Source organism: Salirhabdus euzebyi, from assembly GCF_014207435.1.
Taxonomy (GTDB): domain Bacteria; phylum Bacillota; class Bacilli; order Bacillales; family Alkalibacillaceae; genus Salirhabdus; species Salirhabdus euzebyi.
Window position 1 is genome coordinate 62,025 of sequence record NZ_JACHGH010000005.1, and the last position, 15,661, is coordinate 77,685.

The 15,661-nt window shown below is 35.2% G+C and carries 18 protein-coding genes and 2 riboswitches; of the genes, 1 reads left to right on the plus strand and 17 read right to left on the minus strand.

The features are described 5' to 3' along the window. Positions 1-37: 37 nt before the first annotated feature. The 13 genes from HNQ94_RS09315 to HNQ94_RS09375 all read right to left on the minus strand — a co-directional run bounded on the left by HNQ94_RS09315 (position 38) and on the right by HNQ94_RS09375 (position 12,587). A complete protein-coding gene (locus tag HNQ94_RS09315) occupies positions 38-1,123 on the minus strand; it encodes an HD-GYP domain-containing protein (RefSeq protein WP_174496188.1) in 1,086 nt (361 codons plus the stop codon). Between the two features lie 162 nt (positions 1,124-1,285). Continuing rightward, positions 1,286-1,588 carry a YunC family protein gene (locus HNQ94_RS09320; protein WP_174496187.1) on the minus strand — a complete coding sequence of 101 codons (303 nt, stop codon included), beginning with the start codon at positions 1,586-1,588 and terminating at the stop codon, positions 1,286-1,288. Positions 1,589-1,635: 47 nt separating this feature from the next. Continuing rightward, positions 1,636-3,036 (minus strand): bifunctional metallophosphatase/5'-nucleotidase, encoded by a 1,401-nt coding sequence (locus tag HNQ94_RS09325; protein ID WP_174496186.1) that lies wholly within the window; start codon positions 3,034-3,036, stop codon positions 1,636-1,638. A 14-nt stretch (positions 3,037-3,050) separates the two neighbouring features. After that, complete coding sequence (locus tag HNQ94_RS09330; RefSeq protein WP_174496185.1) at positions 3,051-3,872, minus strand: sulfite exporter TauE/SafE family protein; 822 nt, start codon at positions 3,870-3,872, stop codon at positions 3,051-3,053. A gap of 259 nt (positions 3,873-4,131) precedes the next feature. Continuing rightward, positions 4,132-5,529, minus strand: a complete 1,398-nt coding sequence (gene sufB, locus HNQ94_RS09335) for a Fe-S cluster assembly protein SufB (protein WP_174496184.1) — start codon at positions 5,527-5,529, stop codon at positions 4,132-4,134. 60 nt (positions 5,530-5,589) lie between these two features. Beyond that, positions 5,590-6,033, minus strand: coding sequence for a Fe-S cluster assembly sulfur transfer protein SufU (gene sufU, locus HNQ94_RS09340; protein ID WP_174496183.1), 444 nt, complete (start codon positions 6,031-6,033; stop codon positions 5,590-5,592). Continuing rightward, positions 6,023-7,243, minus strand: a complete 1,221-nt coding sequence (locus HNQ94_RS09345; RefSeq protein WP_174496182.1) for a cysteine desulfurase — start codon at positions 7,241-7,243, stop codon at positions 6,023-6,025. The genes sufU and HNQ94_RS09345 overlap by 11 nt, the downstream gene beginning before the upstream one ends. Continuing rightward, entirely contained in the window at positions 7,243-8,550 is a 1,308-nt protein-coding gene (sufD, locus tag HNQ94_RS09350; RefSeq protein WP_174496181.1) for a Fe-S cluster assembly protein SufD, read from the minus strand. The genes HNQ94_RS09345 and sufD overlap by 1 nt, the downstream gene beginning before the upstream one ends. Positions 8,551-8,568: 18 nt before the next feature. Continuing rightward, positions 8,569-9,354 (minus strand): Fe-S cluster assembly ATPase SufC, encoded by a 786-nt coding sequence (gene sufC / locus HNQ94_RS09355; protein WP_174496180.1) that lies wholly within the window; start codon positions 9,352-9,354, stop codon positions 8,569-8,571. Positions 9,355-9,607: 253 nt separating this feature from the next. Further along, a complete protein-coding gene (locus HNQ94_RS09360) occupies positions 9,608-9,760 on the minus strand; it encodes a YuzK family famiily protein (protein WP_174496179.1) in 153 nt (50 codons plus the stop codon). A 235-nt stretch (positions 9,761-9,995) separates the two neighbouring features. After that, entirely contained in the window at positions 9,996-10,877 is an 882-nt protein-coding gene (locus tag HNQ94_RS09365) for a MetQ/NlpA family ABC transporter substrate-binding protein (protein WP_174496178.1), read from the minus strand. A gap of 23 nt (positions 10,878-10,900) precedes the next feature. After that, positions 10,901-11,569 (minus strand): methionine ABC transporter permease, encoded by a 669-nt coding sequence (locus tag HNQ94_RS09370; RefSeq protein WP_174496177.1) that lies wholly within the window; start codon positions 11,567-11,569, stop codon positions 10,901-10,903. Next, entirely contained in the window at positions 11,559-12,587 is a 1,029-nt protein-coding gene (locus HNQ94_RS09375; protein WP_174496176.1) for a methionine ABC transporter ATP-binding protein, read from the minus strand. The genes HNQ94_RS09370 and HNQ94_RS09375 overlap by 11 nt, the downstream gene beginning before the upstream one ends. 163 nt (positions 12,588-12,750) lie before the next feature. Further along, a riboswitch (SAM riboswitch) is annotated at positions 12,751-12,866 on the minus strand. Between the two features lie 200 nt (positions 12,867-13,066). Beyond that, positions 13,067-13,177, minus strand: a riboswitch (SAM riboswitch). 85 nt (positions 13,178-13,262) lie between these two features. Between HNQ94_RS09375 and HNQ94_RS09380 the strand changes: the two genes are divergently transcribed. After that, entirely contained in the window at positions 13,263-13,682 is a 420-nt protein-coding gene (locus HNQ94_RS09380; RefSeq protein WP_174496175.1) for a TlpA family protein disulfide reductase, read from the plus strand. A 56-nt stretch (positions 13,683-13,738) separates the two neighbouring features. Here the strand turns inward: HNQ94_RS09380 and HNQ94_RS09385 are convergent, their stop codons facing one another. The 4 genes from HNQ94_RS09385 to HNQ94_RS09400 all read right to left on the minus strand — a co-directional run bounded on the left by HNQ94_RS09385 (position 13,739) and on the right by HNQ94_RS09400 (position 15,292). Next, positions 13,739-14,047: a thioredoxin family protein gene (locus tag HNQ94_RS09385; RefSeq protein WP_174496174.1), complete on the minus strand. Its 309-nt coding sequence runs from the start codon at positions 14,045-14,047 to the stop codon at positions 13,739-13,741. 1 nt (position 14,048) lies between these two features. Beyond that, positions 14,049-14,411, minus strand: a complete 363-nt coding sequence (locus HNQ94_RS09390; RefSeq protein WP_174496173.1) for a toprim domain-containing protein — start codon at positions 14,409-14,411, stop codon at positions 14,049-14,051. An 83-nt stretch (positions 14,412-14,494) separates the two neighbouring features. After that, positions 14,495-14,878 (minus strand): glycine cleavage system protein GcvH, encoded by a 384-nt coding sequence (gcvH, locus tag HNQ94_RS09395; RefSeq protein ID WP_174496172.1) that lies wholly within the window; start codon positions 14,876-14,878, stop codon positions 14,495-14,497. 57 nt (positions 14,879-14,935) lie between these two features. Next, a complete protein-coding gene (locus HNQ94_RS09400) occupies positions 14,936-15,292 on the minus strand; it encodes an arsenate reductase family protein (RefSeq protein WP_174496171.1) in 357 nt (118 codons plus the stop codon). Positions 15,293-15,661: the final 369 nt, after the last annotated feature.

A 15,661-nucleotide genomic window follows, 5' to 3' on the forward strand; every position in this document is an offset into this window, starting at 1 on the left:
AGAAGGGTTGACCAAAGTATTAAATTTTTTTTACAAATCACTCGTTATAGATTTTTTGTACGACTAGATTAAGATGTTTGGACAAATCTATTTCATATGTTTCTTTCACTGCTTTTCCTTGTTCTTCTAAAATGGTCAGTATAGGTCGATCAGAAACTTCATTATTTTGCTTTATGACAATCCCTTTTCGGCCATCATTTAAAACAATTTTCATTCCGTTTGGATAAACGGCTACGTTCTGCCTAAATAATTCTATGTATTTTTGTTCAAACAACGTTCCACTACCAGTATATAAAATTTCTAATGCCTCATGGGGTAGTCTTTTATCCTGATACACACGTTCTGTCGTCATTGCATCAAACGTATCTGCAACTCCAATAATTTTGGAGAAAATATGTAGTTTGTCACTAGATAAGCCTTCCGGATAACCTGTTCCATTTAAACGCTCATGATGTTCCTTCACACAACGCAGTACCGATTGCGGTATATTTGGAATTAATTTAATCATATCATAGCCGTAAACAGTATGATGCTTAACGATTTCATATTCCTCTTTTGATAATCTATCTGGTTTTAGTAATATCTCTTTTGGAATTTTTAATTTCCCGATATCATGCAGCAATGCTCCTAAACCGAGTTCCTCAAGTTCTTGTTTTGTAAAAGGTAATTCTCTGGCAATCGTTAAAGTATAAATAGTTACATTTAATGAATGGGTAAAGATGGAGTCATCAAAGACAAATACATCCGAGAGTAATGAAACTATATCGTTATTTTGCTTTACAAGCTTGTTCATATCACCGACTACTTGTTTTAATCCCTCTGCAGCTTGTTCAACGATAAATGTGTTTCCATTAATTGGATGATTATATATTGTGTGAAAAGATTCTCTTATGTATTGAACTACCTTATTCTTATGATCTTTCTCTATAAAAGTTTTAGAATCTAAATTTATAGATATATCTTTTGTGATGTAAGCGTGTTCAATTTCATATTTCATTAACCGATCTAGTAGTTGATTTGTTAAAATTGTCTCTTGATGAAGTAAAAATTGTCCACTAGTACTAAAAAGGGGCCTAGCAAGCTTATCACCTGGTTTTAACGCTTCTAACGGAACTATTTTCATTACATTCACCTATTCATGGAAAATAATTTTTGTAATTATTATACATTACTTTCTGAATATTTTACATATATAAACAAATTTTGAATATATTATGTCGAAAAACATATAGAAGACCTGCTCTTATAGAGACAGGCCTTTATGTTACTCGTATTTTTCTGTGTATTAAAGGCGTAAAAGAGCGTCCTTACAACTCATGCCTTCTTCCCAACCATATTTTTCTTTTGATGTGGTAGTAACCTTATCAAGAGGCGCTTCCAGAAGGTCTTCAATTGTTTTAACACCTACAGCTCTTCCTGCAACAATTTGTCTTTCATATAGTTTATCACTTAATAAATCCACATCAAGAGCACCACACATTATATAACCAACTTCATTGGACACCACCATTAAATTTGTTTTCGGTAGCTTTACCTGAACTGCAGTGAAAGGCTTATCGTTAATCCATAAAGGTTCTACTGTAACCACTTCTTCACGCTCCCTTCCATACAATGTATGAGTAAGAGAGCAAAACGTTAACCTAATTTACTTAATTTTTTTACGGTTTCAGACAACACATCCCGTATAAACTCAGGCATGAAATATTCTTTTTCCTTAGAAGCAGCAATTCCAGGAAGTAACTTTCCGAACGTAAACATATCTGCTGTTGCAACCTCATATTCCTTGTCTTCATCTACTGGCTTTCCATTTATCCATACCTCTTTCACAAATACATGGTTGTCTTCACCATAATGAACATGAACATCAATATTTGAAAATATCATTTTCCCAATTTGCTTTCCTCTAAATCCAAAACCCTTTAACTCGAATTCAGTAAATCGTTTGGAAAGGCCCATTCTTATTGCTTCTAAAATTAACTCTCCTGATATTCTCACCTTACAAGGATTAATTGGATGAGGACATATTCGGTGCAAATCCCCTTTTGAAACAACACCGGCTTTTAATCCATCTAGCAATATCCCCGCATTAAGCATGGCACAATCAGCTTTTGTCCATGTCTGTAAGGTTTGGACTAAGGTTTTCATTAATACTGTTTCTTCAAACGAGTCCACTTCATAATCTTTTTTCAGTGTACCAACTGGTTCATTAAGTAACTCCGTTGCTTTATCGTTATAATCATCTAATAATTTTACTGTATGAAGATGATCGGAATCATCTGCCAGTTCATCGGCAACAGCAACCTTCCTAATTAACCTTTTTAAATGGTGGTCCCACGTTAGCTGAATTTTCCCAACATGAAATCCATACTTCCCAACAGCTGTGAGTAACGTATTGTTAATTACATTTCCTTCTTTAAATAGATGGTGTGTATGACCACCGATTATCACATCAATTCCAGCGTAATGATTACTAATATATTCATCATCGTTGATACCTAAATGAGATAGGAGCAACACGATATCACTTTTCTCTTTCAGTTCCGGTAGTAATTGATCCAATATGGTGTAAGGTGATTCAGCTTTCCATCCAAGTTGTTCATAAAATAAGTGAAAAGGAGCAGTCAATCCTATTACACCTATCTTAATCCCACTCCTTGTCGTTATAATTGTATACGGCTTAAGCCATGATGGAGCGACTTTATCCTTAGTTCCAATATTTCCACAGACTACCTCAAAATTTGCTTTATCATAGAGTTCATACAAATTATCTGGTGGTAAGGTAATACCTTCATTATTTCCCACAGTAACAACATCATATTTAGCTTCATTTAGAAAATCTATATTCACTTTACCTAAATAAGCCTCTGTAATTGGATGCACACGATCTAAATGATCCCCATTATCAATTAAGTAGTATTGGTCGCCTTCTTGCTTATGGATAGCTGATTTTTTTTCTAAATAATTAGCAATTTTAGGCCAGTTTTCAAAATGACTATGTAAATCACTCGTAAAGTAAAGAAAAATATTTTCCTTCATGTAATCGATTCTCCTTAGAACAAGCCTTCCAAAATTAATTGAATGCCAATCAGTATAATTAGGATTCGTAAAACTAATTCAATCGTTCCACTTTTTAGTTTTTGACTTACCTTTGCTCCAATTGTCCCACCTATCCAAGCAGCAGGTATGAAATATAATGCATACTCCCAATGAATATGACCTAATCCAATATGAGCTACCGAGCTAAAACTACTCGATACAAAAATCATAAACATAGAAGTTGGAGCAGCTATGTGTGGTGGAAAACCAAACAATAAAATCATTGCTGGTACCATAAGGGAACCACCACCTATACCGAACAATCCTGAACATGTCCCAACGACAAATGCAATGGATAAAGCGATGGGGACAGAAAAAGTATAGTGGTGCACTTCTCCTCTAAACGCAAAGGTTCTCTTGAATCCTCTTTCATTTTTGATTAATTTACTTGAAGAAATTCTTTTTCGAACAAAAAACATCGCGCTAATAAAAAGCATTAACATACCAAAGTATAATTGGAACCCCTCTGTTTCTACAAACTTATTCATCCATACTCCGATTAAAGAACCAGGGATACTCCCAATTAAAAAAATACTACCGCTTTTTACATCAATTCGTTTATATTTTAAGTAAGCAAAAGTTGATGATAAACCTGTGAAAATCATGACTAACAGCGACATTCCTACAATTGCCTGGGGCGTTGCCCATTCAAAGCCAAGCATATTATGTTGCAAAAGCAAAATACTTGGGACAAAAATGATGCCTCCACCAAGTCCTGCTATACTTCCAAGAAATGCAGAAGAAAATCCGATTATAATCATTAATATAAAAATCATTGCAGCTCAACTATCTTTCTTTTTTTATATTTCTTATATTATTTCACATTTACTATGGAAAATTAAAGTAAACATTCTCAACATGCCATACTTTCTTAGTGAGCATTTCTTCCATCACCCTTAAAATAAACGTTAGGGCACATAATGAACGCATGAAAGATATTTATTCGTTACGTTGAGGCTCCTACCTTTAGGACAACCATCTTTTAAAAATAGACAAAAAAAACCCGTTTCTTTACCAGAAACGGGTTCCTCTTTATTATCCGATTGAACCTTCCATTTCGAACTTGATTAGTCGGTTCATTTCAACAGCATATTCCATTGGTAATTCTTTTGTAAATGGTTCAATAAAGCCCATAACGATCATTTCTGTTGCTTCTTCCTCAGAAATACCACGACTCATTAAATAGAACAATTGCTCTTCAGATACTTTAGAAACTTTTGCTTCATGTTCTAAAGAAATGTTATCGTTTAATATTTCATTGTAAGGAATCGTATCAGATGTAGACTCATTATCCATAATTAATGTGTCACACTCGATATTAGCACGAGCGCCTGATGCCTTTTTACCAAAGTGTACAATACCACGGTATGTTACTTTACCACCATGTTTAGAAATAGATTTTGAAACGATAGTGGAAGAAGTGTTAGGTGCTAAATGCAACATTTTTGCACCAGCATCCTGATGTTGTCCTTTACCAGCTAGTGCGATAGACAATGTCATTCCACGTGCGCCTTCCCCTTTAAGGAAGATTGCAGGATATTTCATTGTTAATTTTGAACCGATATTTCCATCAATCCATTCCATTGTGGCATTTTCATGGCACTCCGCACGTTTTGTCACTAGGTTATAAACATTGTTCGCCCAGTTTTGAATGGTTGTGTATCGACAGTAGCCATCTTTCTTTACAAAGATTTCTACAACCGCACTGTGCAGAGAGTTAGTTGTATATACTGGAGCTGTACAACCTTCCACATAGTGTACAGATGCACCTTCATCAACAATAATAAGTGTACGTTCAAACTGTCCCATATTCTCTGAATTAATACGGAAATACGCTTGAAGTGGTGTATCTACTTTTACACCTTTTGGTACGTATATAAATGATCCACCAGACCATACTGCAGAGTTTAACGCAGAAAATTTATTATCAGATGGTGGAATCAATTTACCGAAATATTCCTTGAAGAGATCTTCGTTTTCCTTAAGTGCTGTGTCGGTATCTTTAAACACAATTCCCATTTCCTGAAGATCTTCTTTCATGTTGTGGTAAACTACTTCAGATTCATACTGAGCAGATACACCTGCTAAATATTTCTGTTCCGCTTCAGGAATACCTAATTTATCAAAAGTACGTTTGATTTCTTCAGGTACTTCATCCCAAGAGCGCTCAGACTTTTCAGATGGTTTTACGTAGTACGTAATATCATCGAAATTTAATTCAGCTAAATCGCCACCCCACTGTGGCATTGGTTTTTTATAAAATTGCTCGAGTGATTTTAAACGGAACTCAAGCATCCATTCTGGTTCTTCTTTCATTTTAGAAATTTCTCTAACGATATTTTCCGTTAAACCACGTTCTGTACGGAAAATGGAAATATCACGGTCAGAGAAACCATACTTGTAATCACCAATTTCCGGTGCTTTCTTAGCCATTTAAATACCTCCTTTTGATTAAAAGCAAAAATCTGCACATAGCGTAAGAGAAAAATTAAATTACACTTTTTCTTCTCCTACACCTTTCTCCATTGCCTTCCATGCAAGAGTTGCGCATTTAATACGTGCTGGAAATTTTGAAACACCTTGTAGTGCTTGAATATCCCCTATATCTAAATCTTCCGTTTCCATATCTTTACCTTGAATCATATTTGAAAAGTATTCGGAAAGTTTTAAAGCTTCCTCTACTGGTTTTCCTTTGATTGCTTGTGTCATCATGGAAGCTGATGACATGCTTATAGAACAACCTTCGCCGTCAAACTTAGCATCTTTAACAGTTCCATTCTCTACCTGTAGCTGTAAATGAATTCTATCTCCACAGGTTGGATTATTCATCTCAATTGTAAGATGATCATCACCTGAGAATTCCCCTTTATTTCTAGGGTTTTTATAGTGATCCATAATTACTTGTCGGTAAAGCGTGTCAAGGTTATCAAAAGACATCACCGAAAAACTCCTTTGTTTTTTCAAGTCCTACTACTAGTTTATCAATTTCTTCCCTAGTATTGTAAAGGTAAAAACTGGCTCTCGCTGTAGCCGATACCTTTAGCCACTTCATGAGAGGCTGAGCACAATGATGTCCCGCTCGAACAGCAATACCTTGTTGATCAAGAGCAGTAGCTAAGTCATGAGGATGTACCCCATCTAAATTAAAGGTTACAAGCCCAGCCCTTTTTTCAGGACCATATATTTCTATTCCTTCTATAGTACGAAGACGTTGCATGGCATATGCGGCTAAATCCTTCTCGTGTGCTTCAATATTTTCTATTCCAATTTCTTCAATAAAATCAATCGCTGCACCAAGGCCTATTGCACCAGCAATGATTGGTGTTCCTCCTTCAAACTTCCAAGGTAGTTCCTTCCAGGTTGATTCATATAAATCAACAAAGTCAATCATTTCTCCACCAAATTCAACAGGCTCCATTTTCTCAAGAAGTTCTTGCTTACCATATAATACGCCCACACCACTAGGTCCACACATCTTATGCGCAGAAAAAGTGAAAAAGTCACAATCCAATTCTTGAACATCTACCCGCATATGTGGTGTGCTTTGTGCTCCATCGACTAGTAAGATCGCACCATTTTTATGTGCGATGGTGGCTACTTCTTTAATTGGATTAATTGTACCTAATACATTAGATACGTGTACCATTGCAACTACTTTTGTTTTATTCGTTATCGTTTTTTCTACATCTTCTAATGTAATCGTTCCATCTGGCTGTAAAGGAATATACTTTAAGTCAGCACCTGTAGCTTTTGCTGCTTGCTGCCAAGGAATAATATTACTGTGATGTTCCATTGGGGTAATGACGATTTCATCACCCTTTTTCAAATTCGCTCTAGCATAACTATAAGCAACTTTATTAATAGCTGTTGTCGTTCCTCGCGTAAAAATAATTTCCTTTGTGCTATTAGCATTAATGAAATTTCTTACTTTTTCACGAGCACCTTCATAGCCTTCTGTTGCTCTGTTACCTAAAGTATGAACACCACGATGAACATTAGAATTATGCGAACGATAATATTCATCAAGCTTTTGTAAAACAGCTTTCGGCTTTTGAGAAGTAGCCGCACTATCTAAATAAACTAAAGGATGACCGTTAACTTCCTGATCTAAGATAGGAAACTCTTTTCGGATTTGGTTAACATCCATTAATTAACTTTCCTTTCAATCACATTTGTTAGTTGTTTTCTAACAGCTTCGATTGGGATTTGATTAACAACAGGTGCTAAGAAACCATGGATTACTAATCGCTCAGCTTCTTTTTTCGAAATTCCTCGACTCATCAAATAGAACAATTGAAGTGGATCTACTCGGCCAACTGATGCTGCGTGACCAGCAGTAACATCATCTTCATCAATTAATAGGATTGGGTTCGCGTCTCCACGTGCACCTTCACTTAACATCAAAACTCGTGATTCTTGTTCAGCATTTGATTTTGAAGCACCGTGTTCAATTTTTCCTATTCCACTAAAAATGGAGGATGCTTTATCTTTCATCACACCGTGCGACAAAATATATCCTTCTGAACCTTTACCAAAGTGAGTAATATTAGCAACAAAATTTTGGCTTTGATTACCACGTCCTACTGTTACCGCTTTGGCTTCTGCATGCGAGTTATCACCCATTAAATTTGTTGTGTTCTCTGAAATAGTATTTCCATCATTCATTTGTCCAATTGCCCATTCAATCTTAGCATCACGATATGCAACACCTCTACGGTTTACATATGTTGTCGTTCCTTGAGCAAAGTTGTCAACAGCACCATAAGATACACGTGCTTGATCAAGAGCAATTACTTCTGTCACTATATTTGCCACTGAAGGTTTTTCATCATTATGTGATACGTAGTTTTCTACGTAAGTCACTTCACTACCTTGGTCAGCAACAATTAGAACATGATTATATAAGGCAGCCTCTTCATCTTCTTGCCAAAAAATCGTTTGAAGTGGTTCATCAATTACAACATTTTTCGGTACGTAAATGAAAACACCACCGTTTAGTAACGCTGCATGCAAAGCAGTTAAACGATTTTCGTCTACACTCAATGTATCACGCATGTAATATTTTTTAACAAGATCACTATGTTCCTTAACGGCAGTGAAAATGTCAGTAAAGATAACCCCTTTATCTTTTAACGAATCTGCTAAAGAAGCATATGCTACAGTGTGATTACGTTGAATAAGTACATTTTCATTTTTTGACTCTAAATCAAAAAATACTTTTAATTGCTCAGGTAGCTCTTCCAAATTAGAAATTTCAGCACCAGTAACTTCATGGTTGAATTCCGTAAAGTTCCAAGTATCGATTCTTGTCTTTTCTGGCTTCGGCATTGGCAAATTCTCTGATTGCTCCAAAGCTTGTAATCGAAATTCTTTCATCCAATTTGGCTCGCCACGTTTTTCTGAAAATTGGCTAACATACTGTTTATCGTATGGTAATTTAGTTTCTACGGCCATGATACCCCTCCTAATCGATTACGCTTCTTGACCTACAGTCTCGTCTTCAATTCCTAATTCTTCTTTAATCCACTCGTAACCTTCTGCTTCTAAGCGTTCTGCTAATTCAGGTCCACCTGATTTTACAACGCGACCTTGCATCATAACATGTACTTTGTCTGGAGTAATGTATTCAAGTAGGCGTTGATAGTGCGTAATGATTAAGCAACCAAAACCGTCGTTACGCATTTTGTTAATACCTTTTGATACAACTTTTAATGCATCAATATCAAGTCCAGAGTCAATTTCATCTAGAATACCAATAGCTGGTTTTAATAGCATAAGTTGTAAAATTTCATTACGTTTCTTTTCCCCACCAGAGAAACCTTCATTTAAATAACGTTGTGCCATGTTTTTATCCATTTCAAGATAATCCATCGCAGCATCCATTTCTTTAATGAATTGCATTAAAGGAATTTCATTACCTTCACCACGTAATGCATTAATAGAAGAGCGAAGGAAATCTGAATTTGTCACACCACTAATTTCACTCGGGTATTGCATAGCAAGGAACAAACCTGCTTGCGCACGTTCGTCAACTTCCATTTCCAATACATCTTCCCCATTTAAAAGGACTGAACCTTTTGTTATTTCATATTTAGGGTGACCCATGATTGCAGAAGCTAACGTAGATTTACCAGTTCCGTTCGGTCCCATAACTGCATGGAATTCACCAGTGTTAATAGTAAGATTAACACCTTTTAATATTTCTTTACCTTCAATTTCGACATGAAGATCTTTGATTACTAATGTTGATGCTGCCATTAAAGATACCTCCAATAATTTAATAAATTTAATTTATAGTTTAATTAAAACTATTCTCATTCTATTCTCATTACAATCTTATAACATTTAGTATCTATAATCAACAAATACCCCTTGATTTAAGAACGTGTAATCATAGTGTTGCCTAATAAAATTGTGTAATTAAATTTTATCACTTTTCTACTGAGTTTTTTCCTAAAAAAACAGAAAGGTGACTGCAAAAAATACAGTCACCTTTCTGTTCTATAGATCATTATTTAAACAACTGTCTATCAACTTCTGCAGTTATTTGTCGACTTTTCTGATATTCTTTTTCTCTACGTTTTTCCACTTCTAAACGTTTTTCTAATTTACGGCTATACTCTTTATAGCCAATTCCATGTGATTGTTGCATAGCTTTTTCCATTTCACCCGTATAGTTTAAAGCCAAATGGTCAGAAATGACGAAATCATCCTTTCTTTATTACTACGATATATATTGTAGCATCGTTATTAAGTTTTCGACAAAAGCTATATGTTGATACATGTAAACAATAAAAGGGATCTAACCGGAATGAAGTCGGTTAAATCCCTTTTATTTATTAATAATACGATTTACTTCTTATTTCTTTACATTACTATATATTTAAAAAATTGGGGGCTTATTCATTAACTGGCACAATTGCACCGCTATACTCTTCTTCCATAAATGTTTGAATTTCCTCAGAACGAAGAACTTCCAATAATGCTAACAACGCTTCATTATTTTCGTTTCCTGTTTTTGTAACAAGTAGGTTTGCATATGGTGATTCAGGACCTTCTAAGATTAGAGCATCTTCAGTTGGAAGTAATCCTGCTTCAATTGCATAATTTGTATTAATGGCTACTAAAGTGTCTTCTTCACGGTTGTAGTATTCCGGTAAAAAGCCTGGATCATAGCTAGGATCGAACTCTAGGTTTTTTGGATTTTCTACAATATCATCTAATAGAGCTTCCGTCGGCTCAACACCATCAGCAATTGTAATAAGACCTTCACGCTCAAACAGCGCTAAAATACGACCGTGATCCGGTTCTGAGTTACTTAAAAGAACAGCAGTACCATCTGGAATTTCATCTACACTCGTAATGTTTTTAGAATAAATTCCGATAGGCTCAATGTGAACACCACCTAAGCTAACAAAATCATAACCGAAGTCTGCTACTTGTTGATTTAAGTAAGGTGTATGCTGGAAATAGTTTGCATCTAAACGATCTTCATTCAAATCTTGGTTAGGTAAAATATAGTCTTGGTAAACTTCAATTTGTAATTCAATTCCTTGCTCAGCTAAAATAGGTTTTGCTTTCTCTAAAACTTCAGAATGAGGAACTGCAGTAGACCCAACAACGATTGTAGTTGCCTCTGTGTTCTCTTCAGCAGCTTCATTATCTTGAGCTTCTCCAGCATTTGTATCCGTATCCTTTTGTGTGTCCTCTTCAGCTGTACCACATGCAGCTAATGCGAAAATGAATAGTGCAGTAAATAATAAAGTTAGAATTTTTTTCATTACGTAAACACTCCTTATGTTTTTTATCTTTTATCCATTTTTCTTGAAGTAAAATCACCAATAAACTGAAAAATAAATACAATGAAAACAATTAATATCGTACAGGCAAATACAACATCAAAATCCCATCTTTGAAACCCTTTTCGATAAGCTAAATCACCTAAACCACCTGCACCTATCGCACCTGCCATCGCAGTGAAACTAATTAAGGAAATAGCTGTTACAGTTATCCCTGAAATGAGAGCTGGCATGGACTCTGGCAATAAAACTTTCATTATTACATGAGAAGTTTTAGCTCCCATTGCCTTTGCTGCTTCTAATACTCCTTTATCCACCTCCTTTAAAGCTATTTCAACCATACGAGCATAAAATGGAGAAGCCCCAATAATTAAGGCTGGAAGTGCTGCTTTTGGACCACGAATGGTTCCCATAATAAAATCTGTAAAGGGAAACAAAAGAAAAATTAGTATGATAAAAGGAATGGCACGAAACACATTAACTACAGTTGCTATCACAAAGTTTGTTGCTTTATTTTCCCAAATATTCCCACGATCTGTTAAAAACAATAGCAACCCCAAAATAATTCCAAAAATTAAAGTCCCTAATACAGAAATTCCTGTCATATACAATGTTTCTTCTGTTGCTGTCCAAAGTTCTTCCATTCGAACATTAGGAAAAAGATTACTCAGCATAGGACTGTACCTCCACTTCAACAGACGTCTTGGAAATAAAGTTAATGGCTTTTTCTATTTCTTCATTAGTCCCATCTAAATGTACAAATAATGTTCCGTAAGCACCTTCCTGCGTTTGGGTTATATTACCTTGAAGAATATTTATATTTATATCGAAGGTTTTCGACAATTCACTTATTAAAGCTTGATTTGTTGACTCTCCTACAAAATGTAAACGAACAACCTTTCCTGATTCATAACTTTTAATAAGGGACTCTATAAATGCTTGATCTTGCTCTGGACCCATTACTTGTTGCACAAAACGCTTTGTTGTTTTTTCTTTCGGATGCATAAAGACATCAAGCGCATCCCCCTGCTCAATTACTTTTCCTCCTTCCATGACTGCTACACGGTGGCAAATCTTTTGAATAACGTGCATTTCATGGGTAATAAGAATAATCGTTAAACCCAATTTATTATTAATATCTACGAGTAGGTCTAAAATATCATCTGTTGTTTGAGGATCAAGTGCAGATGTTGCTTCATCACAGAGTAGCACATCTGGATCATTTGCAAGTGCTCTAGCGATACCAACCCTTTGTTTTTGACCACCACTTAATTGCGAAGGATAATAATTTTCTCTACCACTCAAGCCCACAAGCTTAATAAGCTCTAAGACTTTCTTTTTTCTTTCATCTCTTGGAACACCAGCTATTTCGAGTGGAAATGAGATATTTTCCAAGACTGTTCTTGACCATAAAAGGTTAAAGTGTTGAAAAATCATACCTATTTTTTGTCGCTCTTTACGAAGTGAGCGGCTCCCAAGCTTCGTAATATCCTTACCATTAATCGTTATTTCTCCTTCTGTAGGTTCTTCTAGACGATTGAGCAAACGAATAAAAGTACTTTTTCCGGCACCACTATATCCAATCACACCGAAAATTTCACCATTTTTTATGTTTAGATTTAAGTGATCAACAGCTTTCACTTCATTATGTTTTGATTTATATATTTTGGATAAGCTTTTTATGGAAATCATTTTTTAACCTCCCTCACTATGAACACTTATCATACATTTTGCTACATACACTCGTAGTATTACTTTCTTTGTTCAGTTTATTAGTTCTAATTCTTCTTCAATAAGAAACAAAAAGCCTTTCTGTCCACAGGAGAACAGAAAGGCTCACGAAAATACCTCTGTTCTCTCATCTGCCAAAGCTTTTTAAGCTTCGCAGGAATTGGCACCTGTTCAAACAATTTAATGTTTGATGGTTGCCGGGCTTCATAGGGCCAGTCCCTCCACCTCTCTTGATAAGAGATTCATATATTCACTATATTAAATTAACGAATTAACGCATTATCACTTTATCACATTTAAGCACAAGGGTAATTCTAACATCGCAAAAAAAGAGTGTCAACACTTAAGTTTATTTTAATGTTTGATTTTAGAGTAAATCGAGTTTGACCAATTAAAAAATCCCACTTCAAAAGAAGAGGGAAATAATAAAACATTCACTCTTCTCATCTCCCAAAGCAAAGCTTTGTTGGAATTGGCACCGTTCAAACAATTTAATGTTTGATGGTTGCCGGGCTTCATAGGGCCAGTCCCTCCACCTCTCTTGATAAGAACGCAAGATTAAGTATTCAATTTAAATTAGTGTTTATGTTAGCATATAGAAAAAAACACGTCAATATAAAAAATGGAGGTTTTGATATGCATGCTCCAACGTTTTCGTTACCTTACTTAACAGATTCACAAAAAGTATATCATCTATCTGAAGATCTAGCGAAAAAGGTCATTATTTTAACATTTTGGGTTTCATGGTGTCCGGATTGCGCGATAGACCTTCCTAAAAAGGAACACCTTTTTGATAACCTTCCTCAAGATAAAATCAGTTTAAAAACCATCAATGTTTCAGGTAGAGAAAAAACAACGGAGGAAGCTATTCTATTTTCAGAAAAGTTTTTAAAGCAGCCAGTTTTAAAAGATAATGACAGAGAAGTGTATAACATGTATGGGTGTAAAGGGGTCCCTACTACTGTCTTAATCGACAAAAACGGAAAAATCACAAATGTATTTGATGATAAAGCCGATTTTTTGGACATCATATCAGCTTTAGGAAATATAACATAAGAATTGTAATTTCCCGGGAAATGTTGAAAGAATTTGTCTAATTACACGAGATGGTTCTATAGATACTGTTTTATTTTTTCATATACATTGGGTATCGATTGAAAGGCGTAAATACTTTCCATCAATGCTCCTTTCCGCACTATTGCCAAGCAAGGCACACTTTTCACTTCAAACTGCCGCATATAGTCAGGAAAAAGAAAAGCATTCATTGCATGTATATTTGGTACGTTTGGAATATTCTCCATTGTTTCGAGCATTTTCTTAGCCAGTTTGCACGTACCACAAAGCGGAGTATGAATAAATATAAATTGATAATAAGGACTATTCCACACTACTGGAAACTCAACACGATTAAGTTCAATCATTTTATTCAAACTGCCCTTTTAAAAAGTGCGGATGAATAGAAATGTTTGCCGACACCAAGACAGAAGCCAGTATGTTATTAGGTGTTGTTGCAACTTCACGATAAGATTTATCCACAAATAAATTTTGAGCGTGAGGTAATTCTTTATTTAATTGTTTTCTCAATTTAATTCCGGATTCATCTTCATCTACCAAAATGTATATATCTTTATCATCCAACTCATATTGTTCTATTAGCTCTTCCAGTTTTTCTATACCGAGTGTACCATTAGTACAAATAATTTCTAATTGTTCGTTAATAAGATGTTCTACCTTTTTTCGATCTGATCGACCTTCCACAATAATCACTTTTTCCAACTCTAACATAATTATCACCTTTGTCTCTTATTTTCCGTAACACCGCAAATTGGAAAAAGGCAGCTATTACACTGCCTTTGATTTATCTTCTATTATTCTTCGTCTATCATTTTTTGATACTCTTCCGCTGTCATTAACGCATCCAGCTGAGACATATCTGTTGGTTCAATGACAATCATCCAAGCCTTTTCGTATGGTGATTCATTAACGAATTCAGGACTGTCTTCTAAATCTTCATTAATTTCAACAATTTTACCACTTAGAGGTGCATATAATTCAGAAACTGTTTTTACTGATTCTACACTTCCAAATGGCTCATCTACCTCTATTTCTTCACCTACTTCAGGTAATTCAACAAAAACAATGTCTCCTAGCTCAGATTGTGCAAAGTCTGTAATACCAATTCGAACTTTGTCACCTTCTACTTTAACCCACTCATGCTCTTCTGAATAGCGTAATTCCTTCGGTAAACTCATTTTATTTCCCTCCATAATTTCTACTGTTATATATTTATGATTGATTTCTTCTTAACATTATTTCCATGTTTGCTCAAATGTCTCTTCTTTAAAACCTACTGTTACATTTTCTCCATCCGTTACAATTGGCCTTTTAATTAACATACCATCTGAACTTAACCATTCTAGCATTTGATCTTCAGAGGCATCTTTCAGCTTTTCTTTTAACCCTAACTCCCTATACTTCATACCACTTGTATTAAAAAACTTTTTAATCGGAAGGCCGCTCTTTTCCACTAACTTAGCCAGCTCTTCTTTAGAAGGTGGTTCTTCTACAATATGTATAGCATGATACGCTATTCCTTTATTGTCTAGCCATTTTATAGCATTTCTGCATGTTCCACATTTTGGATACTGATAAACTGTTAACGTCATGTAATACCCCCTTCTTTACTGTAAATACCATCAAGACATATTTTAGCAGATTTTAGAAAGAAAATAAAAACACTTTCATTTTTAATTATGGTCCTTCTCACAGTAAATGAAAAATAGGACGTAATTTTTATTTTCTTGAAGTAGGTACTAGCTCGCCGCTTCGGCAGAATACTTCGCTAATAAAGATTTTCTGATTTATGAACAGAAATGACACATGATATTATCGTTTTGATTTTAGGAATACTGGCTTTCTATTACAGACCACTAACCTAAGCAGCGGAAACATGCGAGACTCCTATGGAGAGCAAGAGTCTGAAGACCCCCGAGACGAGCGCTCTTTGCTCGCGAGGAGGCTGAGGTCTTGCCCAT

Coding starts and splice junctions, on each gene's coding strand:
- HNQ94_RS09315 (WP_174496188.1), bottom strand. CDS start 1,123: ATGAAAATAGTTCCGTTAGAAGCGTTAAAACCAGGTGATAAGCTTGCT.
- HNQ94_RS09325 (WP_174496186.1), bottom strand. CDS start 3,036: ATGAAGGAAAATATTTTTCTTTACTTTACGAGTGATTTACATAGTCAT.
- HNQ94_RS09330 (WP_174496185.1), bottom strand. CDS start 3,872: ATGATTTTTATATTAATGATTATAATCGGATTTTCTTCTGCATTTCTT.
- sufB (WP_174496184.1), bottom strand. CDS start 5,529: ATGGCTAAGAAAGCACCGGAAATTGGTGATTACAAGTATGGTTTCTCT.
- sufU (WP_174496183.1), bottom strand. CDS start 6,033: ATGTCTTTTGATAACCTTGACACGCTTTACCGACAAGTAATTATGGAT.
- HNQ94_RS09345 (WP_174496182.1), bottom strand. CDS start 7,243: ATGGATGTTAACCAAATCCGAAAAGAGTTTCCTATCTTAGATCAGGAA.
- sufD (WP_174496181.1), bottom strand. CDS start 8,550: ATGGCCGTAGAAACTAAATTACCATACGATAAACAGTATGTTAGCCAA.
- sufC (WP_174496180.1), bottom strand. CDS start 9,354: ATGGCAGCATCAACATTAGTAATCAAAGATCTTCATGTCGAAATTGAA.
- HNQ94_RS09360 (WP_174496179.1), bottom strand. CDS start 9,760: ATGGAAAAAGCTATGCAACAATCACATGGAATTGGCTATAAAGAGTAT.
- HNQ94_RS09365 (WP_174496178.1), bottom strand. CDS start 10,877: ATGAAAAAAATTCTAACTTTATTATTTACTGCACTATTCATTTTCGCA.
- HNQ94_RS09370 (WP_174496177.1), bottom strand. CDS start 11,569: ATGCTGAGTAATCTTTTTCCTAATGTTCGAATGGAAGAACTTTGGACA.
- HNQ94_RS09375 (WP_174496176.1), bottom strand. CDS start 12,587: ATGATTTCCATAAAAAGCTTATCCAAAATATATAAATCAAAACATAAT.
- HNQ94_RS09380 (WP_174496175.1), top strand. CDS start 13,263: ATGCATGCTCCAACGTTTTCGTTACCTTACTTAACAGATTCACAAAAA.
- HNQ94_RS09385 (WP_174496174.1), bottom strand. CDS start 14,047: ATGATTGAACTTAATCGTGTTGAGTTTCCAGTAGTGTGGAATAGTCCT.
- HNQ94_RS09390 (WP_174496173.1), bottom strand. CDS start 14,411: ATGTTAGAGTTGGAAAAAGTGATTATTGTGGAAGGTCGATCAGATCGA.
- gcvH (WP_174496172.1), bottom strand. CDS start 14,878: ATGAGTTTACCGAAGGAATTACGCTATTCAGAAGAGCATGAGTGGGTT.
- HNQ94_RS09400 (WP_174496171.1), bottom strand. CDS start 15,292: ATGACGTTAACAGTTTATCAGTATCCAAAATGTGGAACATGCAGAAAT.